The following is a 25,431-nucleotide window of genomic DNA, read 5'->3' as shown; positions in this document are numbered from 1 at the left end:
AATTTGTCTAATTTGACCTGATTAATATAACTGGGCATAATAACAATGTTGGGCCGACTGCGACTTTTTTTATTTATAGGTGTTTTCATAACATTAGGTTCCTGCAAGAATCATGTGAAGCAGATACCCATTGCCGATTTTTTTAAAACCCCAGAAAAAAGTTCATACAGAATCTCGCCCGATGGCAAGTACGTTTCTTACTTAAAGCCCTATAAAGAAAGACAAAACCTTTTTATACAATCACTTGCCGACGGTACCGAACAAATGCTGACGTCGTTTACCGATAACCCGGTACGGGGAGATTACTTTTGGACTTACAATAACCAGATAGTTTTTAGTCAGGATTTTATAGCTAATGATAGCTTTAAGATGTATGTTCTTGATTTGGCTACCCATAAAACGCACATCATCATGTCGCAGGAAAAGGTGCGGGTGAATTTGGTTAACCGTAATAAATTGCAGCCCGATATTATTACCATACGGATGAACAAACGCGATCCGGGTAATTTTGATATCTACAGACTTAACCTCCAAACTGGCGAGCTTACCCCGTACCTGATAAACACGGGTAGCATTACAGATTGGTATCCCGATGCTGACGGCAAAATTCGTTTAGTGCGATCATCTGACGGGGTAAACGAAACCATACTTTACCGGCCCGATGATAATACGCCTTTTAAACCCATCATTGAAAATAACTTCAAAAACTCGGTAAGGCCGATAGCTTTTTCAGGTGTAAAGAATTATTTCTACGCGCTATCCAATGTTAATCGCGATAAGATGGCTTTGGTTGAAATTAATGCCGAGGATGGTAAGGAGCAACGAACAATTTATGCCAGCGATAACGCCGATCTGTTGTTTGTTGAATATTCAAAAAATAAGCACCGCGTGGAATTTGCCGGCTGGGAAGAAGCCAAGCCCCAAAAACATTTTTTAGCCGCCGATATTGAACATATGTACAAAAATGTACAGCAGCAGCTTAAAGGTTATGAAATAAAGATAGTTGACCGCGACAGCTCCGAAAATAAGTTTATCCTGAACACTTTTACCGACCGTAACCCCGGCTCCTATTACTTGTACGAAAACAACACCGGTAAGCTCACCAAACTGGGTGATATTAATGCGAACCTGTTGCCAGATGAACTTTGCAGTATGCAGCCAATAGCCTACAAAGCAAGTGATGGCCTGTTGATAAACGGTTATTTAACCCTGCCTCAAGGCGATAAAAAAACCAACTTACCGGTAGTGGTTATGCCGCATGACGGTCCCTGGAACAGGGACTCTTGGGGATATGACGAGCAGGTACAGTTTTTAGCCAACAGAGGCTACGCCGTGTTCCAAATAAATTATCGTGGCTCAACGGGGTATGGTAAGGCCTTTAAAAGTGCCGGATACAAACAAGTGGGTGGCAAAATACAGGATGATATTACAGATGGGGTGCATTGGCTTATTGCAAAAAAAATAGCTAACCCCAAAAAGATAGCCATTTTTGGCGGCAGGTTTGGCGGCTTCTCGGCTTTGTATGGCGTGTCCTTCCATCCCGAATTGTATAACTGCGCGGTGGTGCAGTACGGCCTCATAAACTTTTTTACTTATATAAAAGATGCCCCGCCGTTTTTTAAACCATACCTAAAAATGACCTATGAAATGGTTGGCAATCCCGAAACAGACGCCGACCAGTTAAGGGCTATATCTCCAGTTTTTCATACTGATAAAATAAAAGTACCTTTAATTATATTTCAAGGGGCTAAAGATCAGCGGGCAAACATCAGCGAGTTAAACCAGTTTGTGCGCGAGCTGCGCAAACACAACGTTGATGTGAAATACTTTTTAAAACCAAATGAACGCGCCTTTTTCCGCAGCGAGCATAACCGAATGGAAATGTATACCGAGATAGAAAAATTCCTGGATAATAACATGCGGGTTAAACAGTAGTCCGTTATGGCAGCTCAAAAAAACGTTTATCGTAAAAATTTTTCGCTCATTGTTATATTCCTGGTGTTTACAGCCATTACGTTTGTGGTGGCGCTTTTTATCTCCTATAACCTTACGGCTAAATATGTTGAGAATGAGTTTGCATCCAAAAAAATTGAGGTGCTGGAGCAAACCGTTAAGCCCTACAATGATTTTTTTCAAAACAAAATCCCCGAGATAACATCATACCAGGGTTTTCTTGATTCGGCATCGGCGGCTAAATACGCGCTATCTGTTTTTCATGATTATGTTTTTGTAAAGCGGGTGGTTTTTTATGACGTACAGATAGGAGAGGTTGCCCCAATAACTATCCGAAGAAACGACCTTAGCATATCTGCAAAGGCTATATACCAATACTGGCATATAAACGGTAATATTTTTGGAACAAGACAGATATTCCCCGGCGATGAAACCGATTTTAAGGAAATGGCCCTTAAACTTAACAACTATATTGCCTTTTCAGATACATCGCGCGTATCCAGCCAAAACGAGCTTTATAAAACCTTTTGGGATGTAAAACCCGATAAAATTACCTACACCAACATCCTGCGCCGGGAGGATGTGAAAATATACCGCGAGCTGCAAAGGCGTCATGAAGCCCCGGCATCATACAAGCAAAACATGATGACTTTTCACCTTGATCCCTATATGCTCAAGGTAAAAAATACGCACCAGGAGTTGTATCAAAATGTATCTATACAGCCAATGGTATATGACCCTATTGACAGCGAAGGAGATAAAATGATAACCGAGGTGGCCTTCCCTGGTGCTTTTTCTGACTATAAATTATTTTTTAGCTCGGCAAACGGCTATCTCACGGCCGAAATCAATCGCCGGTTTATGCCGATTGGCGCAGCCATACTACTTGTTACCTTATTTTTGGTATTGATAGGCTGGCTTATCTACCGCAACCTTAACGTTAATATAAAACTGTTTAAGCTGCAGTACGATTTTATAAACAACTTTACCCATGAGTTTAAAACCCCGGTAAGCGTTATAAAAATTGCTGGCTCAAACCTGCGTGGCGACGGTGAACTTACCGAGCGGCAACGCAAACACTACGGTAAAATACTGGATGAAGAGGCCGATAAGCTGAACGATCTGATGAATAAGCTACTATCGTTCACCCAGTTAGAAAATAAATCCATCACCCTAAAAAGGGAAGAAATTGTTGTTGACGAGTTTACCAGCAGATATATTGATACCTTTAAAATTAAATACCCCGATTTTAAGGTGAAGTGTAAAATTAGCGACGTAAAACTTTTTTATACCGACCCGGTGCTGTTGGGCAGCGTGTTTCAAAACCTTATTGAAAATGCCTACAAATATTCGCATCCGCAGAAAAAGGAACTGAACATAAATATTACACATGAAAAGAGGAATATTGTGTTTTCGTTTGTTGATAAAGGGATAGGGATTCCTAAAAACGAACTGAATAATGTTTTTAAGAAGTTTTACAGGATAGAAAACCAATATAACCAAAACGGAAGTGTAGGTTTGGGTTTGGCTTTTTGCAAAGAACTGGTTAATTTTATGAACGGCGAGATAACCGTTCGCAGTAAAATTAATGAGGGCTCGGAATTTATAGTTACGCTTCCATTCGAAAATTAAATTATGAACAAAGAAATTAAAATTGCACTGGTTGAAGATGATGAAAATCTTCGTTTCCTGGTAGCAGAGCGTTTGCAAACCGAAGGTTATAAAGTTTTGGAAGCCGATAACGGCGACGATGCCGAGAAAATTATACTGGAAGAGCAGCCCGATATTGTACTGCTTGACTGGATGCTGCCCGGACAACCCGGTTCGCAGGTGTGCAGCAACATTCGCGATAAAGGTTACGATAAGCTGGTGATCATGATGACCGCCAAGGCCCAGGATGTAGACAAGATTGAGGCCTACAACTTTGGCGTATCCGACTATATTACCAAGCCTTTTAACATGGATGTGCTGGTAGCCATGATTGATAATAAGATCAAATTTTCCCTGAACAGCGAAAAGGCAGAATCATACAAGTTTGCCAATATGGAGCATTTGCCAAATACCCACCTGCTGATAAGGGACAGCCGCAAAATTGAACTCACCATACTGGAAAACAGGATATTACTATACTTTTTGAAAAACAAGAACAAGGTAATTAACCGCGAAGAACTGATGATGGAAGTTTGGGGCTATAATGCCGATGTAAATACCCGTACCCTGGATATGCACATCGTTCGCCTCCGTAAAAAAATAGAAACCAACGCCGATTCGCCGCAGTATTTACAAACTGTAAGAGGGATAGGATATAAGTTTGTGTATAATCAGTAGATAATAACGTTACCCATGTCATTGCGAGGCACGAAGCAATCCCACAGGACAGGGTAGCACACTTAGCATGGTGAAATAGCATAATGAGATTGCCACGCTACGCTCGCAATGACAAAGTTTGGTTGGTTGCATTGCGTTATTATCCCTTTGTCATTGCGAGGCACGAAGCAATCCCACTTGCTAAGCCGTCTTGCACGACGGATCTGTTTGATGCGATTGCCACGCTACGCTCGCAATGACAAAAGTTGCAATAACAAACTATTTATTTAGAGAATGAAAGTTCATGAGTATTACGTTTACATTATTACCAATAAATATAATAACGTTTTATATGTGGGTGTAACCAGTGATCTTCAAAGCAGGATAAATGAACATAAGCTGAAGATATACAAAGGTTTTTCTTCGAAGTATGAACTTAATAAGTTGGTTTATTATGAAGAGTTCCAATGGATACAGGATGCTATTGCACGGGAAAAACAATTGAAGGCCGGGTCACGGCAAAAGAAGGACGAGCTTATAATTGCAAACAACCCTTTATGGAATGGCTGGTATGATGATTAACTAATCACCTCCCATACACCCTCGCCACAATGAAATCATTATAAAAAGTCTTTTCACCAATAATACCGTACCCATTTAAATTAAAGTGCGATTCAATTCCCGGGAGCTTGCTGGCTTCAATGCCACATATGAGCCTGAAAAATACAAACATGCTTTTTAGTAAAAATTGCTGCCACCATTTGCCGGTAAGCTGAAAATCGGCATTAAGCCATTGACCGCCGGGTTTTAGTGAACGATGAAGATGGGTAAATACCGTTTTTAAGGTTTGCTCGGTAAAATTGTCGAATAAAAAAGGAGTGATGACGGCGTCAAAATCAGGCTGTAGATTTACATTTTCCACGGCATCCTGTATAAAGGTTATATGGTTATCGCTGGTGTTTCTTTTACGGGAAATGGCCATCATATCGGCGGCTACTTCTACATAAACAATATTTAGCCCCGATGGATGAAGCTTGGTAAGCTCTTCCAATATCCAGCCGGTACCGCCGCCAACTATCAGTATTTTGCTATTGGGTTTAATAAAGCCAATTAAATACAACTGCGCATTTACCAGCGCTTTGCCATAAACCAGCCTCGAAAGTCGATCGTAAAACCAGGCCGAATTATTGAAATTGGCTGCCATATATTAATGACCGCTGAAAACGAGGTTGAAAGCGATGATGATAATATACTGAAGTATCAGCACGCCATCCATATAAAAAAAGTAGTAGTATTCGTCCTTTTTCCAGGCCGATTTAAAGATAAGCCAGCCTGTTAATATGGTGGTAGTAGTAAGTGCCCAAAAATCGGTATTGAAGCCGTTATGTTTAAAAAGGAAGAGCAGCGCAACGTAACCGGCCAGTAAAACCTGGCAAAACAGGTAGGCATTTTTTTCGCCCCAAACTACGGGTATGGTTTTCAAGCCCATTTTACGGTCGTCAAATAAATCGCGGATATCAAAGGGGATAGTAAGCGCGCCAATAAAAAGGAAGCGTTTGGCTATAAGGATGGTGGTATCGCGCATAGAAATATAGTCGGTATTGCGATGCAGCACTTCCAATACAGGGAATAGTACGCAGCTCATCGTCCACACCAGGGTAATAAGGAAGGGTTTTAAACCGGGGATATTACGGAGGCCGAACTTATGATCGCCGACACTAAAAAGCGGCAGGCTGTAGCTGAACGAAAGGCAACCCAAAAAAATGAGCAGTATTTTTGATTCAGTAGTGATCAGAAAAAACAGGGGGATTAACGACAACAGCGAAACTATGGTAAACGTAACCATAAGCCGGTAATGCCCAAAAAACCAACGAACCCGCGTATACGGCGATGTTTGCGGACTTCTGGGTTTGGTGATAAGAATGCAAAAGTTGTAAATGCCCAGCGTAGATGTAAACAGTAAACCCAACACTGCAGGTACGGGCTTTACGCCAATTAAATGAAAGGTAACCAAGGCCTGCGCAACCGCGCAAAGCGACATGAAAATATTACTGAAAAGCAGAAAATCAAAGGCTTGTTTTATTGTTTTCTTCATCGGTAATAAATAGCCACCTGCCTTTTAGCTTATGGTCAGGAGCGTGCAGGATCTTGTCCGGATTTTAATGTAAATATCGTAATCTCCGGTAATATTCCAACCCTCCCGGCAAAACCCACAAAGCCGTAACCTACGTTTACATAAAGCTGCTGTTTACCTTCGTAATAAAAGCCTGCCCACTCTTTATAAACATATTCAATAGGGCTCCACTGAAAATATTTGGTTTGAACGCCAAACTGCATACCATGCGTATGACCCGAGAACATAGCATCGATTTGAGGGTATTCTGGCAATACCTGCGCCCGCCAATGCGAAGGATCATGTGATAACAGCAGCTTAACCGGCAAGTCGTCGGTATCTTTAACGGCAAGGTCCATGCGGCCATATTTTGGGAAACGGCTAAGCTCGCCCCAGTTTTCAATGCCTAAGATGCCTATTTCCTCGCCATCAACTTTTAGGCGGCGATGGGTGTTTTGCAGCAGGTCCCAGCCCATGTTTTTATGGGTAAGGATCAACTGTTCGTGATTTTTCTTTTTATCGGCGGGATTGTCCCAGGTACCATAATCGCCATAATCATGATTTCCCAGGCAAGAGTATACGCCCAAAGGAGCTTTCACCTTTGAGAAAATATCCTGGTAATCATTCATCTCTTCGGCTTGGCCGTTAACCAGGTCGCCGGTGAAAAATATAAGATCGGGTTTTTCTTTCAGCAGCATTTCAACGCCACCGCGCACTGCCTTTTTGTTGTAAAAACTACCCGAGTGGATATCAGAGATCTGCCCAAGTTTAATGCCGTCAAAAGCCTTTGGCAAATTGGGCAGGTACATGGTTTGGTACTTTACGTGGTAATCATACAAGCCCTTGGGCATCTGAACTTTTATGGCGGCCAATGGTACGGCACCCGCCAATAAGCCGGCTTTCATCAAAAACTCCGACCGGGGGATACTATTGGGCACACTCATAACCGCCGGACTAACCGCCGGCTGTTTTTTTCGGGCACGGTTCCAGATCAGCAGGCGGCGTACATCGTCAATAAACAGAAAAGGCAAGAAGGAGATCTTGCCTAAAAATACCAGGAAAAAAGCCATTAAACCTGCCGCGCGCAAGCCTACGCCTACATTTACATAAACGCCTAACAGCAGCCCTGTAATTATAATGATAGCAAACGCCCAGTAAAAAACGGTGAAGCCCTGCTTATGCGGGAGCTTCCATTTTTTGAAGGCACCGCGTATGCCTTGCAGCACATAAAGATCTATAAGCAGCAGTACGGTAACTACCAGTATAATATTAAGCCCCTGTTCGGTCATTCAAAAATTTTGGGCAAATATATTAATAACGATCGTCATCTATGTCCAAATCGTCATCATCTGGCTGCAGATTAAACAAGCTGTTAAACATATCCGAAAACGCGAAACCATTATCAAGGAAACCTTTATTCAGTTGCGAGAACTCGGATAGGCCGTGCAATACAAATTCCATTAGCAGCAGCTGTTGGTTTTCGCTCAGGCGCGGGTGCAGTTTTTTAACCAGATCTTTTAACCCGGCAACGTCATTAAGGGCCTTTTTATAATCCTGCAGGGTGGTATCATCTAATAAAGCAAGTGTATTGCCATCACCAAACCAGTTAATGATGCTGGCGTAAGGATTGGGTGCTTTTACCTTTTTAGCTTTCTCCGGATCTGGGAAGAACTCCAGCAGCAGGGTTTTAATGGCTTTGCCTATCAGGATATTAGCAACTTTGCCAGGGCCTTCCAGTTCGCCCTCATACACCAGTTCAATTTTTCCGGTGATGGCGGGGATGACGCCTAAAAAGTCGGTGATGCGTACAAAGGTATTTGCCTCGTGGTTGATGATCATCCGGCGTTCGGCATTGCTAATGAGGTTTTCATAGGCCGAGATAGTTAAACGTGCCGATACACCCGATTTTTTGTCGATATACTCCGAGTTACGGGCTTCAAACGCAATTTGCTCAACGAGGTTTTTCACCAAACTATCGGCCTCAATGTTGGCGCGTTGCTCATCTGTTAATGATGCTTCCTGCTGGGTTATCTTACGTGAAATTTCAACCGTACGTGGATAATGGGTCAATATCTGACTTTCGATACGATCTTTAAGCGGTGTAACTATCGAACCACGGTTGGTATAATCTTCGGGGTTGGCGGTAAACACAAACTGGATATCCAAAGGTAAGCGCAGTTTAAAACCACGGATCTGGATATCTCGCTCCTGTAAAATGTTAAACAGCGAAACCTGGATACGGGCCTGCAAATCGGGCAGTTCGTTTATCACAAAGATACCACGGTGCGCACGGGGGATCAATCCAAAGTGGATAACCCTTTCATCAGAATAGGTTAGCTTTAAAGTGGCAGCCTTTATAGGGTCAACATCGCCAATTAAGTCGGCAACGGTAACATCAGGGGTAGCCAGTTTTTCGGTATAACGTTCTGAACGATGGATCCAGCCGATAGGGGTATCATCGCCTTTTTCGGTTACTGTTGAATGGCCGTACCATGATATGGGGTTGTAAGGATCATCAAATAAGTCTGATCCTTCTATATAAGGCACATACTCATCAAGCAGGTTGATAAGCAGGCGGGCAATACGGGTTTTTGCCTGGCCGCGTAAGCCTAACAATAATATATTATGACGCGATAATATGGCAGTTTGCAGGTCGGGGATAACCGTATCCTCAAAGCCAATAATTCCTTCAAAACCACCTTCGTGTTTTTTTAACTGGGTAATAAGGTTGGCACGTAATTCATCTTTAACCGAGCGGCTTTTATAATCAGTTTTTTTTAACTGGCCTAAGGTTTTTATATCTGTTTTGTTCATTAGTTCAATTGTTCATTAGTTCATTAGGAATCTGCACATCTGCATATTTGCACATCCGCACATTACCTCACTGTTTTTCTTCTGTTTCTGGCGTAATCTTCAAAAATGTATTCGCCTAAGTTATTAAGCGAACTGTAAAAAGCTTTGCCACCGTTTGTTTCGGTAAACTGGCGTACAAACTGCTGCAGGTATGGGTCTTTGGCTATCATAAATGTGGTGATAGGTATTTTAAGGCGCTTGCACTGTGCAGCCATGTTAAGGGTTTTGTTCACCACTTTTCTATCCAGTCCGATGCTGTTTTTATAATACTTGGTGCCTTCCTTTAAGCAGGTGGGCTTACCATCGGTGATCATAAAAATTTGCTTGTTGTGCGTTTTACGCCTGCGCAGCAAATCGGTAGCGAGTTCTAAACCTGCATAGGTGTTGGTATGGTAAGGGCCAACTTGTAAATAAGGCAAATCCTGCAGGGTTATAGGCCAGGCATCGTTACCAAAAACAACAATGTCCAAAGTATCTTTGGGGTATTTGGTGCGGATGAGTTCGGCAAGGGCCATGGCTACTTTTTTTGCCGGGGTTATCCTGTCCTCGCCATATAATATCATAGAGTGGGAGATATCTATCATCAACACGGTTGAGGTAAGGGTTTTGTAGTCCATTTCCTCTACCTCGAGGTCACGTTCGGTCATCATAAAATCGCCGATGCCGTGGTTAACCTGCGCATTGTGGATGGATTGGGTCATATCTATCTGATCCAGACTATCGCCAAATTCAAATTCGCGGCGCTCGGCATTTTTTTCATCGCCCTGCCCCGATTGCGGCGTACGGTGATTGCCTTTACCCGATTTTTTTAGCTTACCAAAAATCTCCTCCAATGCCGACTGACGGATACTTTGCTCGGTTTTAGCAGTAATGTTAAAACCGCCGTTTTGCTGATCATCGCTCAGGTATCCTTTTTGTTTCAGCTCGTCTATGAAATCGCCCATACCATACTCATCATTGGTAAGGTTGTATTGTTTATCCAGCTCGTTTAGCCAGGCTAAAGCTTCGCCGGCATCACCCGCCGTATAGTTGAGTAATTCCAGGAATAATTTCAGTAATTCTTCAAATCCGCCTTTAGGGATTTGGTTGGGTTTAAACTTGGAAAATCCAAAACCGCGCATATTTTGTCCTTTCTGTATATAAAGAAACGGATAATTATCTTTAAAAGTTTGGGCTTACAGGTATTAAAATAAATTGTTAGGTACGTATGACAATTTAGGGGATGTGCAGATTTTAGATTATAGATGTGCAGATGATGATTTGAAAATTTGAAAATGTAGCACTGGCGCGGGTTTCACCCCGTGACATAGCATGGTTGCGGCTTTCAGCCGCCCGGTGGGAAGAAGTTGAATCGCGTTGTAGACAAGCCGGGTGGTAAGGCATATCGCAGACCCGCTCTTGGCCGCGGGAGGGCCAGTTACTTTGTAGCCACAAAGTAACCAAAAGGCTTTCGGCAGAGAGGCTTCTTTGCCGCACAGGCCTTTGCCCTGCAAAGCCGACAGAACCACGGGCTGCAATTATTTGCCCCAACCCGCACATTTCCGGCCCTTCTGCAAAACTTGCTATGCCCCTGCAGCTGCACAAGCCCACCATCGTTCTGCCTGCTTTCGCCCGAAGCTTATCTGCCGACAAAAAAACTAAAGACAGGGGATAAGTGCTTGTTTTTTTAGGATTTAACTATTAGAATTTGAGTTTGTCAATTAGGATTTAGCTTTTTTCCTTTTTAGAATTTAGAGATTAGGATTTAGAGTTTTTCCTTCATTGCCTTAAATATAAACCAGGCTATTCAATAACTCCGTAGGGTAAATTGGGTTTGCACCACGCTGACTGGCTACGTAGGCACCTACCGAGCAGGCTTTGTCAACAATGGTTTGCATGGGGCGTTTGGCTAATATACCTGCTACAAACGTAGCCAGGAAGGCATCGCCGGCACCTACCGAGTCACCTACTTTTACGGGGCAGCCGGGGCTTTCGTAAAATTCATGGTCGTGCCAAACTATGGCGCCGTTTTCGCCGCGGGTTACGCAAATGGTTTGGTTATGGTATTTGGATTGAAACTCCTGAATCTGGTCGCGCATGGAACTACTGCTGCCGCCGATAAGGAGGTTGGCTTCTTCCTCGTTCATCTTAACAACATTGGCACGGGCCACAAGAGTTTCTATGGTTGATAGCGTATAATGAGGCGGTCTTAGGTTTACATCAAAAACTTTAAGGGCCGGGGTTTCATCAAGCAGGTTTAACAATGTTTCGCGGGTTTTGGTTGTGCGGCAGGCCAGGCTGCCGTAAACTATGGCTGTTGCACTAATAGCAGCCTGCGAAAGTGCTGGGGTTGTTTCAATACTGTCCCAGGAAACCGGCTGCGGTATTATATAAGTGGCCTGGTTGTTTTTATCAAGTTGTACGGTAACCTCGCAGGTAGGAAATTCATCTTCCTGCTGAATAAGGTTGGAATATAAGCCGTTAGCTTTCAGGAACTCTATCAGCATATCGCCGCTGTTATCCATACCTACCGAACTGGCAAAGGCTACGGTAACGCCCTGTTGCACCAGGTGCCTTGCCACGTTCATGGGCGCGCCGCCGGCTTTTTTACCATCGCCAAAGGCATCCCATAAAACTTCGCCGAAACTTAATACCTTATTTTCCATAGTTATTGTTTTGTAGACCTAAAACTCAAATATAGTTGGAATTTTTTATCGAACCTGAATTTTGAGCACTAAAGAATTGTTGATTTTTGGCTGTTTAAATCCGGTTATTTCTTAAATTCAACAAACCCGGGTAAAACTAAATTACTTATCTTCAAATTATGAAAAAACTCATCCTTTCTTTTATCCTTATCCTAAGCGCCTGCTTCAGCTACGCGCAGGACAGGCAAGCCATAATAAAGGTTATGCATACGCAGCAACTGGCCTGGAACCGCGGCGATATTGATGGTTTTATGCAGGGCTATTGGAAATCAGATTCGCTGGTGTTTGTGGGGAAAGACGCACCCACCTATGGCTGGCAAACCACGCTTAACAATTATAAGAAACATTATCCCGATACGGCAGCAATGGGGCAGCTTACCTTTACTATACTTCAGGTAAAAGTCCTGAGCTCAACAAACGCTTTTGTTTTAGGTGGCTGGCAGCTTAAACGTGTCAAGGATGCCCCCGGCGGTTATTATACCCTATGGTTCAGGAAGATAAAAGGCGAGTGGAAAATAGTGTGTGACCATACGTCCTGAAAATTATGAGCTAATAACCGAAAGATTTGATTTTTTTTGCTTTGCAAAGATGGATTTGGGTAATTTGGCAGCGACTTAGGAGGGACTTTATACATGAAAAGAGGTTTGGTACTGGGTAAATTTATGCCTTTGCATAAGGGGCATATCGCCTTAATTGAATTTGCATTGAAGCAGTGCGATGAGTTAATTGTTTTAGTAAGCGCCAGTGAGGATGAACCCATACCAGGCGAAGCAAGATATAAATGGCTTGAGCAAACTTTTAAGGACGATAGCCGGGTGAAACCCATGTTACTAACGTATGATGAGGCGGTTTTACCAAACACATCGCAATCAAGCGAAGGCGTTTCAAAGCTGTGGGCTAATTATCTTAAGGAAAAACTGCCGCCAATTGATGTGATCTTCGCTTCGGAGGCCTACGGTGCTTATATGGGGCGGTTCCTGGATTGCGAAAGCATGATCTTTGACGAGCCCCGGCAGATAGTACCCGTTTCTGCGACACAAATCAGGAATGATCCTTTTAGCTACTGGGATTTTTTGTCCGATGCTGTTAGGCCTTACTTCATCAAAAAAGTGTGTGTTTACGGTTCCGAGTCTACCGGGAAAACTACGCTTACACAACTATTGGCTAATCATTTTAATACCATCGGCATACCCGAAATGGCCCGGGAGATAATTGAGCATACCAACAATTGCACGCCAGATGACCTTTTAAAAATAGCCGAACTTCATGCCCTTGGTATCAATAAAGAAATAGCCGGTGCCAATAAGTTATTGTTTGTTGATACCGACATAAATACCACCCGTTCATATAGCAGGTTTCTTTTTAATAAAGAGTTGATAGTACCGGAATGGATTGAAGCCGCCAATAAATTCGACCTCTATTTATATCTTGATATAGATGCGCCCTACGTACAGGACGGGACAAGGCTTAATGAGGAAGAAAGAAATAAACTAAATCAAAGTCACCGTCAGGAGCTGGAAAACCATGGTATAAATTACGTATTGATACAGGGCAGCGATTGGGATGAGCGATTTAAAAAAGCAGTAGCTGCTGTAAACCAGTTTATAAAGCCAGTTGCAAAATAATTTTTTACTGAAGAAAAAACCCGGCGCACTCAACAAAAATAGCGACAGGCAAACCCATCGCTATTAAAAATCTTAAATCACACTATACACCTTAGTCTTCAGTACTCAGAACCTACAAAGGTTTCCCTGCGGCAAGTTCTTTGTTGGCCCATTTTACAGCGAGTTCTTCGCGGAATTTGGCGTATTTTTCTTTGAAGGCCATTTTTAGCACACTATCAACACCGCCTTTTATAGCCAGATTATATAAGCTGGCGGCCTTGCGGCCAAGAGATGCATCCCAGGCACGCAGGCTCAGGGAGTATGATCCGTCGATGTATTTCATCCAGTGCCAGTAGCCGGTTGGCATAAATAAGGTATCGCCGTGTTCTAAAAATACCTCGGTGCCTTCCACGCCATCAAGGGCCGGAAATTTTTTAATATCGGGGTTTAGTACATCATAATCCTCCAGGGCATAGGTAGCGTTGGGGATGCAGTACAAACGGCGTTTCCATTTATTCTCAAACAGTATTACATGTTTTCTACCCCCAAAATGGGTGTGGAATATATGCGGAAGATCAATATCGTAATGTAAAAAAGTAACCGAGTTTGAACCGCCGAAGAACATGGCCGGCATGCTTTCTAAAAAGCCGCCCATTAAATCTTTTGGTAAAACAACATCATCCAAAAGCTGCGGTGCTTGTTTAAAAATGTTAAAAAAGAAAATGCGCAGCTCGGTAGGTTTATTGCGGATCAGATCAATATAGTCATCAAAAGGCATTTCGGTTGCCGACGAGTTGATGGGTTTTGAAGGATCGGCTTTTGAATTATCATACAAAGGCACCACTTTTTTACCTACAACTTCTTTAAGGTATTCCGGCGTCCATTTTTCGCGGGCGGGCCAGCTTTTGGTTAGTCCTTTTATAACTAAAGGGCGACGAGGGTCTAAATAGTTTTTCTTGAAATCTTCAGGAGAAATATTTTCAACTGTATCAATCGGGCTAAGGATAAAACTCATAGTCTATTAACTTTCTGGTTCTGTTTTATTATCTAATAATTACCAAAAGGTAATGCAAAGGAACGAAATAAAACATCAACAGGTATAAATTGATATTAAAAATACAGTTGGCAAACAAAATGCAGATAACCTCAAATAAAAAGAGAGCCGGAATGTTCTGGCTCTCTTTTTATTGTTGTAATATTTATAAGGAGTTATGAGTAATACGTTTGCCAACCCATCAGGTTCTTTACACACTCAAAACGCACCACTTATTACCCTTATCATAAAAACTTAGTTGGGCATTAATACCGTGTTTACTACGTGAATTACACCGTTACTTTGGTTAACATCTGCAATTGTTATCCATGATTTGCCGCCTTTTTCGTCAACCAGGTATAGTTTTTTGCCTTGTGCCATTACGGTTAAGGTGCCACCGCTTACAGTGCTTAATTCGGCTTTGCCGTTACCTTCTTTTACCTTGGCCCATAAATCTGCCGAGCTTAGTTTTCCGGCAACAACGTGGTAAGTTAAAATTTTAGTAAGGGCAGCTTTGTTGGCTGGTTTTACCAGGTTATCAACCGTGCCGGCCGGCAATTTATTAAAAGCTTCGTTTGTTGGCGCAAATACGGTGAACGGACCGGCTGACGACAACGTTGGCACCAGGCCGGCAGCTTTAACAGCCGCTACCAATGTGGTATGGTCTTTTGAGTTTACCGCGTTTTCAACAATGTTTTTGGTTGGATACATGGCCGCGCCACCTACCATTTTGGTTTGTGCGTTTACTTTGGGTGCTACTGCAAAAGCTGCTAATGCAAACGCAGCAATGATTAATTTTTTCATGTTGGTGATATTTTTTCGTGTTTATAATTTAGTTATTTTAATTAAGCACTAAAAAGTGCTTTTGTTATTTTTTAATTTAATGAACCCGTCACGAGCTCTTGATGTTTTCACTAAATTAATAATGTATTGGTATTTGTTGAAGATACGGCTGGTTTGACGAAACGGTTTTAGTTTAGTTTAATGTTTCGTACAACCAGCTGATTTATAATGTAATTTTACGGGTTAGTAGGAGTTAGAAGAATAAGCCTGAGGCAATATTATCGGCATATAATTTACCGGTGGGGGTAAGCAATATGGTATCGTCTTTTTGAATGATCCATTCTTTATCAAAATAACTGCGGGCTGCTTTCTGCAGTTCATCGGCCGAGCCTTTGGCTATGGTATTAAGCCGGTTTAGGTTGAGCCCCCATATGGTGCGTATGGAGGTCATGATGTATTCGTTAAGCCGGTTTTCTTCGGTAAGTTCCTCGGTTTCGGCGGGGAGTTTGCCGCTTTCAATTTCCTGCATGTATTTGGCATTGTTGGCAATGTTCCACTGCCGTGCCTCGCTATTGTAGGAATGTGCTGACGGACCTATCCCCAGGTATTTTACACCCTGCCAGTAATTGGAGTTATGCCTGGAGTAATTGCCGGGCGTGCAAAAGTTTGAAATTTCGTAATGCTCAAAACCATGATCGGTCATGGCCTGCATGAGTACCATAAATTGCGCCGCGCTTTGCTGATCGTTCATGGGCGGCTGCTTTTTTTTGTTGATGAAAGCTGCCAGCGCGGTTTGTGGCTCTACCGTCATAGAGTAGGCCGATACATGCGGAATAGAAAGCTCGAACAGTTTATCAAGGTTTTGTTTCCATTTGGTGTCGCTGAGCAGGGGATAACCATAGATCAGATCGGCGGTGATATTCTGGAAACCGGCATCCTGCACACGCTTTACAGATGCTTCGGCCTGGTTGCTGCGGTGTGCGCGGTTCATCCAGATAAGGTCGTCGTCAAAAAAAGATTGTATGCCGATGCTGAAACGGTTAACATCTGTTTTACGCAAGGCTTTTACCTTGGCTTCGTTTAAATCGTCGGGATTGGCCTCCAGCGTAATTTCGGCGTTGGATGCTACGGTATGCAGCTCCGTAATAGTATTTATGATCCGGCTTATCTCCCCGGCTTCCAAAACAGATGGGGTACCGCCGCCAAAGTAAATGGTTTCGATGGTTTCGCCGTTAAGGTAATTTTTTTGCAGCTGAATTTCCTTTATAAGGGCATGCAGCATTTCGTCCTTGTATTTTACCGAGGTGCTGAAATGGAAATCGCAATAATGGCAAGCCTGTTTACAAAAAGGAATATGAATATAGAAGCCTGCCATGTTTTTAAGGGTAAATAATCGAGAGTAAAGTAAAATAAGATAAAGTAGTTATATAGATCATTTTCAATATTTTATGTCAATTTATTCTCTTTCACTTTTTTGAAATTGATCTTATTTTATGTTATTTTTGTTACTGATATGTTACTTTTCGGCTATCGTGGGTAACAAAAGTAACAAATAAATTATGGTAACGGTCAGATATAAAAAGTTAAGCAGCGGCAAATTTAGTGCTTATCTCGATATTTATTCAAATGCCGTAGAGGGCAAAGGTAAGCGCAATTATGAGTTCCTTAAGATTTATGTCGGTAAGGACTATTCTGTTCCGGGCACTCGGATCACTGAGTCAGACAAAGATAATCTTAAGATTATAAATGCACTTCGCAATAAAAGAGAGAACGAATTAAATTTTTCAGACCACGGTTATAAGCAGCCTATCAAAGTAAATTATAACCTGTTAGACTACTTTGATCAATGTTTGGCCAAGAAATTTAATTATAAATTGGAGTGCCTTATTATTCACCTTAAGAGGTATTTCCCCAAAAGTGATGTTTTAGTTCAGGACGTAGATGAAGATTTGTTAGACAACTTTCAAAGTTACCTGCTTAACCAGGTCAGTAGAAATACCACTAATGCGTATTTATCCGTTTTTCGGCAACATTTTAATAAACTGGTAGTTAAAGGCGTGATTACAGCATCGCCGTTCAGTACATTTAAGATCATTGAAGAAGGTGATACCGAACGCACTACCTTGACCATCGAAGAGGTCAGGACTTTAGCCAATTTTATTCCGAAAAGGGGAAATAGCCAAATTCGGCAGGCGTTTTTATTTTCATGCTTCACCGGTCTGCGGTTCTCAGACGTAAAAAAATTAGTTTTTAGTGAAATTGAAAATGACCGGATCACTTTCCGGCCAGCTAAAACCACAAAAAAAATTGTTATGGTCCCACTTACCGATGATGCCAAGTCAATCTTAGAAAATCTCTCAAAGCACCCGATCAATAAAAAGGTTTTCTGGGACTTGCCATCAAGCCAGGTAGTTAATGTCTACCTAAAGTTTTGGGCACTCGAAGCGGGGCTAAAGAAAAATCTGCACTTCCACGCTGCACGACATACATTCGCCACCATTGGACTAACGTTTGGCATGGACATCTACACGGTCAAAGAAATACTTGGACACAGCAAAATTGAAATGACACAGATTTATGCCAAAATAGTCGATCAGAAGAAAAAGTTTGAAATGTTAAAATTTCCACCCCTCATACAAACAGATAATATTATAAACTATATTCTGTCAATAGGTTACCAAAAAAAACAACATCCCAATTTTCCCGATTCTTTTAAATTTGTAAAGGCAATTTCTGATGTATTAATAGCTGTAGTTGAGCTGTTCAATGATGGGAGTTTGCAGTTAATTGGACTGCCTATTGACGTTGAGGATAATGAAGTAACATACTGGAATGAAAGTAAGTCCGTTTTTGATACTGATGTAATTAACCCAACTTTGGATGAATTTAAGATCATAGAAAACACGTTTACTAAAAACAGATAATTCAAATTTGCTTAGTTAGATTTCCGGCTTTAAAAACCGAGATGATATACGTTTATGCTAAAGTTGTTGATCAAAATAAAAAAGTAGAAATGTCAAAGTTTCCGAGTTTGTCAGATGAAAAGGATATTCATTGAAATTATAACCGTCATCATATTTTGCATATTTTACAGTTTATTACCAACGTTTCGCACGACAATAATAATCTGTAGTATTTTACTGGCACTATGGATTGTGCCTGTACAATTGATTTTATCTGTTAGTTACAGAAATTGGCTCGATGAACTGGGTGACCGTTATGGAGGTCTTAGTTTTGAAGATAGGCTGGCGCAAATAAGAAATAGCTTTAAAGGCTTGACCGAGGCTGAATGCCAAAAGTTGCGATGGTTCTATATACAGGCCCTGGTGTTTCACTATATTCTATTAGTAGTATATTCTTTATCAATAATAGTCTGTATCTCTTATTTACTGTACTATGGGAATAATAAATCCGGTCCAATAATGGTTACAGAATCAGTTTTAGCAGCGCTGGTTGTTGCCATAGGAGGATATTTTTTCGGGAGTAATATGTTTTCCTTGAAACGAAAAAAGGTACGTGACGAGATTTATTTTCTTCTGATCAGCAAAGACTGGAAAAGGAAATTAAAAATGACAGATCAATCCGAATTTACGAGTTCATTTGATGAAATTAATGGTACTTCTTTTTACAGTTTCTGGTTGCACGGTAGGACTTTAGAAGAAAGGAAGGAAGCCTTTAATCAGTTCCTGATCAGCCTGAACCAGGGTAGCAAAAATGGTGAACTTTTCCAATTTGTTGACGGCAAAGTTAAGATCGTTTCAGCAGTCTATGCCAATGCGGCTAATAAGTCCATTGCAGGTTTTCTTCGGTTTTGTATTGAAGAACATAAGGTGCTTTCCCCAAATATCTTGCATCATAAAAATCGTGAACTTCTACGTGATATTTTTATACTTAATCCCGAAAAGGATTTAGTGTTTCTGGAAGGTCAGCGCTATATCACCACCCCGGCAGAATACACGGATGTGTATAAACAAGCGCTCAAAAATTAGGTTAAAACACGAACCTTGATAATACTTAAAGACTTAATATAAATACGGTCATTCGATACCGACCAACCGTTCGTATAGGTTTATTTTATGCTATTTATTTGCTTCCGAAATCAATACGGAATGTAAATGAACATAAATGAAAACACCCGTGTAATAGATCTGAAGGTTTCCGATCTGATTACCATTCTAAAAGAATCCACTCCAATTCCCGCCGCACCAGTACAGGCGTCCGAAGATGACGACGAAATTGGCGGCTACGAAGTGGCAGAAAAAACTACCGGATACGCCCGGCAAACTATCTACCAACTAAAGTCGAAAGGCAAAATTCCCTATATCGCCATGCCCACTGGCGGTGTCCGTTTTTCCAAAAAGGAAATTCTCAAGTGGCTGATGTCCCATAAAAAACTAACCTCTGAGGAAATAACAGCAAAGGCGGAGAATTTTGTGTTTAAACGCAGGGCGCGACGTAAATGACAGGGGCTCCATTAGTGGACCACATCTCCCGTGCGAATTGTGTCCGGCCCGAATGGTGGCAGTAACCGGCCAGGTCTCCGACACAGAATCGCTCGCGGTGCACCCGTCCTATTGCCAATGAAAAAAAGCAAATCAACAAATTTTTGAACAAATCTTTAATCCTATGCGCAAAATGAATTGCGACGAAGCCAGGCAAATCTCGATAATCGACTATCTGGCACAATGCGGGTTCCGCCCGCAATATATTAAAGGGGTTAACCATTGGTATCTCTCTCCGATCCGGGAGGAAAACACGGCCTCTTTTAAAGTTAATACCCAACTCAATGCATGGTTTGACCATGGCATGGGGGTAGGTGGGAATTTTATAGACTTGGGTATTCGGCTACATCAATGTACTGTAGAACAATTATTAAGCCGGTTAAGCACCGGAGATCGTTCTCTTTCTTTTCACCAGCGGGTAAAAGAAACGGCGGCTGAACCAGAGCATAAAATAAAGATCATCCAGGCTGGGGAATTGCAAAACTTGACATTGGTAAAATATCTACATGAGCGTGCAATAGATTATTACACGGCTAAAGCCTGGTGCAAGGAGGTATTGTTTACATTGAACGAGCAGCGTTACCTGGCTATCGGCTTTAAAAACAACTCTGGTGGCTACGAACTGCGTAATGCGCAGCTTAAATTATCATCGTCCCCCAAAGATCTGACCTACATCGATCAAGGAGCAGACACGGTTCACGTATTTGAAGGCTTTACAGATTTCCTGTCTTTGCTAACACTAAATGGCCGCGATATGCCTGGCGATTTCCTGGTGTTGAATTCACTCAGCTTTGTGGGCAAAAGTTTGGAGATTTTGCGACAACGTCCTGCTGCCAAGTTGTACCTGGATCACGATAAGGCGGCAGCAAAAGAGATGGCTTTCATTAAGCAAACAATTCCGACTGTAGAGGATGCCAGCCACTTTTATAACGACTATAAAGACCTTAACGCTTATCTCAAAATTCAGCAACAGAGCAGGGGGATGGGCCTATGAAAGGGATCGGCATGACAGCATCGGCAATTTCGTTTTTTGCAGAGCCAGCTATGTTTCGGCCCTGCCGAAACTCGCTGGCCCCCCTCATGCTATCGCATTCGGGGGGATTTTTTGAAGACTTTATTAAGACAGATTTAGGCCTATTCGGATATACATCTATATGGAATCATCAGTAAATAAAAAACGGACGGGGAGCAAGGGCGGCCGCCCAAAAGCACCGATCAAAAGAGATTGGCACCTGACGGTGATGTGCAACATCGTTGAAAAAAAGACGATCCAGGGCAATGCCAAACGTGCAAGGACAAATGTATCCGTTTATCTACGGCAATTAGGTTTAAATGGCAGGGTGAAGGTAAAAACCTTACCGAAAGAAGTGTTGCAGTTCACAGGTAAATTAAACCACATGGCGGCCAATCTGAACCAGATCGCTAAGAAACGGAACAAGGGGGAAGACCTGAATACATTGGACAGGGCCCTTTTGAACCAGGAGGTCCGGGGACTGCAAACATTGGTTAAAGAAGTAAAAACCTATTTAGAATGATCGGAAAAATCACAACAGGTAAAAGTTTCCGGGGCTGTATGAAATATCTGCACGAGGGCCGGTTACAGGAAAATGAGGAACTACAAAAGTTGGAAATGGAGAAGAAACAGGCCGAGGTGATTTATTACAATCAATGTTTCGGTAACAAAAAAGAATTAATCCGACAATTTGTCGAGGTCGCCGCGCTGAACCCAAAAGTCAGTAGGCCGGTCTTTCACATTTCCATCAGCCTGGCGCACCAGGATGCTCATATGCTAGACAGGCAGGACAAAGCGGACATCGCGGCGGCGCTGGCTCAAAAGTTTGACTTTGCGGATAAACAATATGTAGTCATTACACATGCGGACACTGCACACGAACACTTACATATTGTGGTCAACAGAATCGGTTATGATGGTCCGACTGCCAGCGACAGCAACAGTTATAAACGCATGGCTGAATTTTGCCGAGAAATGGAAAGAGCTTATAAGCTTACTCAGGTATTAAGCCCTAATAGATTCCTGAAACCTGAACAGCGGCTTCAACAGAGCCAACGGATCGATCAGCGCAAGGAAACACTAAAGAATTATTTATCACATGCAATAAAACAATCCAGCAATGTTAGGCAGGTTAAAAACTATATGGAGAAGCAAGGCTACGCTGTAGAATTGGGCAGGGGTATTGCCTTTACCGATCAACAGCAGGTTCGCTTCAAAGGCAGTCAGGTAGGTTATGCACTGATGGAGATTGAAAAGAAACTCAAACAGGAACAAATATTAAAACAACAACAAATCCAGCAGCAAAAGCAGCAGGAAGAATTAATGAGGAAGCAAAAACAAGAACGTAAACATTCACATGGAGTATCATTATGAAACCAAAAGAAATAGAAATGGATGAGCAATCTTTAATCTCGGTATTAAAAGACATGCTGGAACAAGATATTAAGACACAACAGTTCATGGAAACTCAAAAAGACGAACTGCAAAAAAGGGATTTGAAAATTGAGCAGTTAGTCCTTCAGATAGAAAATATAAGGGTGGAAGCGCCCAAGCCAGACCTGTCAGAGATGGTAGCAGCTATTGATAGTGGTTATCAAAATATTGTTAGTGCTATTGAAAAGCGGCCAAAGCCCATTCAAAGGTCATGGAGAATTCTATTATTTCCGGAAACAAATGCCAGGGAGTATTATCGGATTGTATTTAGCAGGTTTTTTTTCTGGGGATTGATATTTACTATAGTCATCTACGTAGCGTCGTTTATTAATAAATCAATTGATGCCTACCAAGCACATCAATATAACAAAGATGGCAATATTTGTATTTCGGCATGGTATGATTTATATCGGCAATCAGGCAAAGCCCAAAGAAAGGAGATGGATAAGGCTTTGAAAAGGGCCGCAAAAGAAAACGAATAAAGGGTGACTGCAAATGCAACCCTTGTATACAAACAATAATTAATTACTTAATATTTAGTAAATTTGAATAACGTTATGGAAAAGGTTATGGAAACACAATTTGTGACAGATGCAACGGGGACGCCGGTGAGGGTGATCATGGATTACCAGGATTACGTTAAAATTGCGGAGCAGTTACATCTGCCTTTAACAGCAACTACTACTGTAAAAGAACGCAACCCGCTGGACTGGTATTCCCTGACTGAAAGTGCTAATTCTATCCTGAATGGATTAGTTGCTTTAGCATCAAGGGAAACACGAAAAGAGCAAAATAAACCCAACCCTGATCAGAAGCGAATTGAAGGATTGGGTAAGCTGCGTAAAGAGGTAATCGAGGCATTAAATGACAACGAGAATTTCTCCAGCCAGGAACGAATGGAGCATGTTATTGAAAAATATAGCCCCATTTTATTGGCTGAGAAAAAAAAACTCCAGTTCTAAGCAGCCCAACTGCGGTAGATTATACCGAATCATTAAAGAAGCTTTACACGATTTCTGATCAGGAATTTCGTGAAATCCAACAAGACATTATAACTGATTTAACGAGTGGGAAAAAGCCATCTGATAACCCAAAGGTCATAATTTTGGGTGGCCAACCGGGAGCAGGAAAGACTGAGTTGGAAAGAATGGCAAGAACAGAATTAGGTGGTGATGTCATCATCTGCAACGCAGATTTGTTCCGGGACTATCATCCTGATTCGGAAGAGATCAGGTTTAGTTACGAAAACTATTTCCCCGAAGTTACCTCCAAATACGCACAAGACTGGAACAATGGTTTAAGAGACTATTGTGAGGCAAACAGACTTAACTATATCCTTGAAACTACCTTTTCATCTGGGGCAGGCATGAATAAAACGATTTATGCATTACAGCAAAAGGGCTATCAGGTAGTGATCAAATTATTAGCTGTGCATCCCAAATTGAGTTTATTAGGCACACATATCCGATTCGAGGAAATGAAATCCAAAGAGAACAGTGGAAGGCTGGTCGGAAAAGAAGCACATGATTCCCGTTACAACATGATCGCGCCTACTCTTTTTGTGGTACAATCAGAGAATATTTATAACAAATTGCAGATTTATGGTCGAAGTATCGAGGCGGGTGATCAGTCATATATTGAAGGTGTCCATTTAATTGGTACTAACCCACCAAATGCAGTCCAATTATTTCAGACAGAAATTGACCGGAGATGGACAACTAACCTGAAATTGTATTTCGATGAACAGGTGCAAAAGGTTATTGATCTTAAGACAGCCAGGAATGCCACTGAAAAAGAAATAAAAGCTTTCGAAGAAGAAATGCAGGTAGATTATCCTACACAAAAGCAACTACAAACCCAGATGAGGCAACAAATTCAGGAACAAGATATAGCCCAAAACCCAATGGCAGCCCCGGAACAAAAAAATACTAAGGAATCCAAGCCAGATATTGAAATAACAAAAGGCAGAGAATCCGGTGAGGATTTAGACTATGATCGGGGTCAGAGAATAGGTAGATAGCCCAAGCATAAAAAAGAGAATAGGTTGTCATACATATAATAGGACCCGCCTATTCTCTTAAAGTAAAAGCTATTCAAAGCCAACAGTTGCTATTACAGATTTATTGATGTGCTTTTTTGTAAGAAGCACTACTTGATTTGTTTATTTAGTTAGAAGAAAAGATATTTATAATTTTAGGCAAACGTTTGCGCTAATTCATTTAAAAAATGGATCTATTGTCCCTCTTTTTTCAGAAATGTTTTGAAGCTCACTTTATAAGCTCAATAAATCAGCAAGTTATGTAATGCCATATTGTAATTTAAGGCGTTGATACGAAATAAATCTCTAAGCAAACCATAAATTATAGTTAATGCGTAAACAAACGTTTGCGTTAATTTATTATAAGAAAAATGTTAAAAATAAAAGCATAACTGTTTATCTTCCAGTAATATTTGATATTTAAAAGAAAGATGGGAGACTTGTTCCCTTAAATTAAAGGACCTTATAATTACCTGAATAATAGTTAGTAACCCATATAATGCCTAAAAGCGCTTCTTTCACAGATCAGGATTTGCTTCTTCATATTAGAAGAGGGGATAGACGGGCATTTAATGACTTATATGACAGGCATTGGGATAGAGTCTATTCGCAAGCTTTTAAAAAACTAAAAGATCCGGATGCAGCCAAAGACATTACCCAGGAAGTATTTATCCACCTTTGGGCACACAGGGAAACAAACTATATAGATAATTTGGATGCCTACCTTTTTTCCTCTGTTAGAAATAATGTGTTCAAAATCCTCAAAAAAGAAAATAACTTTATCCCGATTGCTGACCTTGTTTTCGAGGCACAATCCTTTTGCTCTCAAGCAGATGCCGAAATACTGTATAAGGAATTAGAAGATGCTTACATGTTGCTTGTAAACTCCATGCCTCCGGCGCAGCAAAAAATCTATAAAATGCGTTTTGAGGATGACCTGCCCACCAATGAAATCGCAGATCAACTAAATATCTCCCGTAAAACAGTACAAAATCAGTTGACAAGAGCCGTAGTCCTCCTTCGTGCATCTTTAGTTTCTATTCTCTTTTTTATTCTCTTTTATTAAGCATTAATTGGTTAAGGCTACTTTAACTTAGCGATCACGCTCAGTCCCG

The 25,431-nt window shown here is 41.5% G+C and carries 25 protein-coding genes; 16 read left to right on the top strand and 9 right to left on the bottom strand.

Annotation, left to right across the window (positions count from 1 at the left end):
- Positions 1–114 precede the first annotated feature (114 nt).
- From BLS59_RS14945 to BLS59_RS14930, 4 genes are all read left to right on the top strand, one after another.
- Entirely contained in the window at positions 115–1,935 is a 1,821-nt protein-coding gene (locus BLS59_RS14945) for a S9 family peptidase (protein ID WP_162842646.1), read from the top strand.
- 6 nt (positions 1,936–1,941) lie between these two features.
- Positions 1,942–3,585: a sensor histidine kinase gene (locus tag BLS59_RS14940; protein WP_091150088.1), complete on the top strand. Its 1,644-nt coding sequence runs from the start codon at positions 1,942–1,944 to the stop codon at positions 3,583–3,585.
- Positions 3,586–3,588: 3 nt separating this feature from the next.
- Positions 3,589–4,281, top strand: a complete 693-nt coding sequence (locus tag BLS59_RS14935; RefSeq protein ID WP_091150087.1) for a response regulator transcription factor — start codon at positions 3,589–3,591, stop codon at positions 4,279–4,281.
- A gap of 273 nt (positions 4,282–4,554) precedes the next feature.
- The gene (locus BLS59_RS14930) at positions 4,555–4,842 is read left to right on the top strand and encodes a GIY-YIG nuclease family protein (RefSeq protein ID WP_091150086.1); all 288 of its coding nucleotides are present in this window, start codon (positions 4,555–4,557) and stop codon (positions 4,840–4,842) included.
- A gap of 4 nt (positions 4,843–4,846) precedes the next feature.
- On the opposite strand, the gene BLS59_RS14925 is transcribed toward BLS59_RS14930, so the two are convergent.
- The 6 genes from BLS59_RS14925 to BLS59_RS14895 form a co-directional block, all read right to left on the bottom strand.
- The gene (locus BLS59_RS14925; protein WP_091150085.1) at positions 4,847–5,464 is read right to left on the bottom strand and encodes a class I SAM-dependent methyltransferase; all 618 of its coding nucleotides are present in this window, start codon (positions 5,462–5,464) and stop codon (positions 4,847–4,849) included.
- A 3-nt stretch (positions 5,465–5,467) separates the two neighbouring features.
- Entirely contained in the window at positions 5,468–6,355 is an 888-nt protein-coding gene (locus BLS59_RS14920; protein WP_162842645.1) for a UbiA prenyltransferase family protein, read from the bottom strand.
- Between the two features lie 35 nt (positions 6,356–6,390).
- On the bottom strand, positions 6,391–7,662 hold the full coding sequence (locus BLS59_RS14915; protein ID WP_091150084.1) for a metallophosphoesterase: 1,272 nt from the start codon (positions 7,660–7,662) through the stop codon (positions 6,391–6,393).
- A 22-nt stretch (positions 7,663–7,684) separates the two neighbouring features.
- On the bottom strand, positions 7,685–9,187 hold the full coding sequence (locus BLS59_RS14910; RefSeq protein WP_091150083.1) for a sigma 54-interacting transcriptional regulator: 1,503 nt from the start codon (positions 9,185–9,187) through the stop codon (positions 7,685–7,687).
- 62 nt (positions 9,188–9,249) lie between these two features.
- Complete coding sequence (locus BLS59_RS14905) at positions 9,250–10,347, bottom strand: vWA domain-containing protein (RefSeq protein WP_091150082.1); 1,098 nt, start codon at positions 10,345–10,347, stop codon at positions 9,250–9,252.
- 645 nt (positions 10,348–10,992) lie between these two features.
- A complete protein-coding gene (locus BLS59_RS14895) occupies positions 10,993–11,871 on the bottom strand; it encodes a carbohydrate kinase family protein (RefSeq protein WP_091150080.1) in 879 nt (292 codons plus the stop codon).
- 158 nt (positions 11,872–12,029) lie between these two features.
- On the opposite strand from BLS59_RS14895, the gene BLS59_RS14890 reads away from it, so the two are divergent.
- Both BLS59_RS14890 and BLS59_RS14885 read left to right on the top strand, forming a co-directional pair.
- Positions 12,030–12,449 (top strand): YybH family protein, encoded by a 420-nt coding sequence (locus BLS59_RS14890; protein ID WP_091150079.1) that lies wholly within the window; start codon positions 12,030–12,032, stop codon positions 12,447–12,449.
- 93 nt (positions 12,450–12,542) lie between these two features.
- Positions 12,543–13,535 (top strand): AAA family ATPase, encoded by a 993-nt coding sequence (locus BLS59_RS14885; protein ID WP_091150078.1) that lies wholly within the window; start codon positions 12,543–12,545, stop codon positions 13,533–13,535.
- Positions 13,536–13,647: 112 nt separating this feature from the next.
- Here BLS59_RS14885 and BLS59_RS14880 read toward each other — a convergent pair whose 3' ends face one another.
- The 3 genes from BLS59_RS14880 to hemW form a co-directional block, all read right to left on the bottom strand.
- Complete coding sequence (locus tag BLS59_RS14880) at positions 13,648–14,529, bottom strand: cupin-like domain-containing protein (RefSeq protein ID WP_091150077.1); 882 nt, start codon at positions 14,527–14,529, stop codon at positions 13,648–13,650.
- 273 nt (positions 14,530–14,802) lie between these two features.
- Positions 14,803–15,351 carry a fasciclin domain-containing protein gene (locus BLS59_RS14875; RefSeq protein WP_091150076.1) on the bottom strand — a complete coding sequence of 183 codons (549 nt, stop codon included), beginning with the start codon at positions 15,349–15,351 and terminating at the stop codon, positions 14,803–14,805.
- A gap of 232 nt (positions 15,352–15,583) precedes the next feature.
- The gene (hemW, locus tag BLS59_RS14870; RefSeq protein WP_091150075.1) at positions 15,584–16,705 is read right to left on the bottom strand and encodes a radical SAM family heme chaperone HemW; all 1,122 of its coding nucleotides are present in this window, start codon (positions 16,703–16,705) and stop codon (positions 15,584–15,586) included.
- Between the two features lie 184 nt (positions 16,706–16,889).
- On the opposite strand from hemW, the gene BLS59_RS14865 reads away from it, so the two are divergent.
- The 10 genes from BLS59_RS14865 to BLS59_RS14820 all read left to right on the top strand — a co-directional run bounded on the left by BLS59_RS14865 (position 16,890) and on the right by BLS59_RS14820 (position 25,382).
- On the top strand, positions 16,890–18,254 hold the full coding sequence (locus tag BLS59_RS14865; protein ID WP_091150074.1) for a site-specific integrase: 1,365 nt from the start codon (positions 16,890–16,892) through the stop codon (positions 18,252–18,254).
- 114 nt (positions 18,255–18,368) lie between these two features.
- Complete coding sequence (locus BLS59_RS14860) at positions 18,369–19,319, top strand: hypothetical protein (RefSeq protein WP_091150073.1); 951 nt, start codon at positions 18,369–18,371, stop codon at positions 19,317–19,319.
- Positions 19,320–19,445: 126 nt separating this feature from the next.
- Entirely contained in the window at positions 19,446–19,793 is a 348-nt protein-coding gene (locus tag BLS59_RS14855) for a helix-turn-helix transcriptional regulator (RefSeq protein ID WP_091150072.1), read from the top strand.
- Between the two features lie 163 nt (positions 19,794–19,956).
- Complete coding sequence (locus BLS59_RS14850; RefSeq protein ID WP_091150071.1) at positions 19,957–20,826, top strand: toprim domain-containing protein; 870 nt, start codon at positions 19,957–19,959, stop codon at positions 20,824–20,826.
- Positions 20,827–20,986: 160 nt separating this feature from the next.
- The gene (locus BLS59_RS14845; protein WP_091150070.1) at positions 20,987–21,367 is read left to right on the top strand and encodes a plasmid mobilization protein; all 381 of its coding nucleotides are present in this window, start codon (positions 20,987–20,989) and stop codon (positions 21,365–21,367) included.
- Positions 21,364–22,218 carry a relaxase/mobilization nuclease domain-containing protein gene (locus tag BLS59_RS14840; protein ID WP_091150069.1) on the top strand — a complete coding sequence of 285 codons (855 nt, stop codon included), beginning with the start codon at positions 21,364–21,366 and terminating at the stop codon, positions 22,216–22,218. Before BLS59_RS14845 ends, BLS59_RS14840 begins: the two co-directional genes overlap by 4 nt.
- The gene (locus BLS59_RS14835; protein ID WP_091150068.1) at positions 22,215–22,760 is read left to right on the top strand and encodes a hypothetical protein; all 546 of its coding nucleotides are present in this window, start codon (positions 22,215–22,217) and stop codon (positions 22,758–22,760) included. Before BLS59_RS14840 ends, BLS59_RS14835 begins: the two co-directional genes overlap by 4 nt.
- A 75-nt stretch (positions 22,761–22,835) precedes the next feature.
- Positions 22,836–23,240 carry a hypothetical protein gene (locus tag BLS59_RS14830; RefSeq protein ID WP_091150067.1) on the top strand — a complete coding sequence of 135 codons (405 nt, stop codon included), beginning with the start codon at positions 22,836–22,838 and terminating at the stop codon, positions 23,238–23,240.
- A 50-nt stretch (positions 23,241–23,290) separates the two neighbouring features.
- A complete protein-coding gene (locus BLS59_RS14825; RefSeq protein WP_091150066.1) occupies positions 23,291–24,298 on the top strand; it encodes a zeta toxin family protein in 1,008 nt (335 codons plus the stop codon).
- A gap of 517 nt (positions 24,299–24,815) precedes the next feature.
- On the top strand, positions 24,816–25,382 hold the full coding sequence (locus BLS59_RS14820) for an RNA polymerase sigma factor (protein ID WP_091150065.1): 567 nt from the start codon (positions 24,816–24,818) through the stop codon (positions 25,380–25,382).
- The last annotated feature ends 49 nt before the right edge of the window (positions 25,383–25,431 follow it).

Source organism: Mucilaginibacter pineti (assembly GCF_900101875.1).
Classification (GTDB): Bacteria; Bacteroidota; Bacteroidia; order Sphingobacteriales; family Sphingobacteriaceae; genus Mucilaginibacter; species Mucilaginibacter pineti.
Note: the sequence above shows the minus strand (reverse complement) of the source record. Positions and strands in the feature narration are given on the sequence as shown.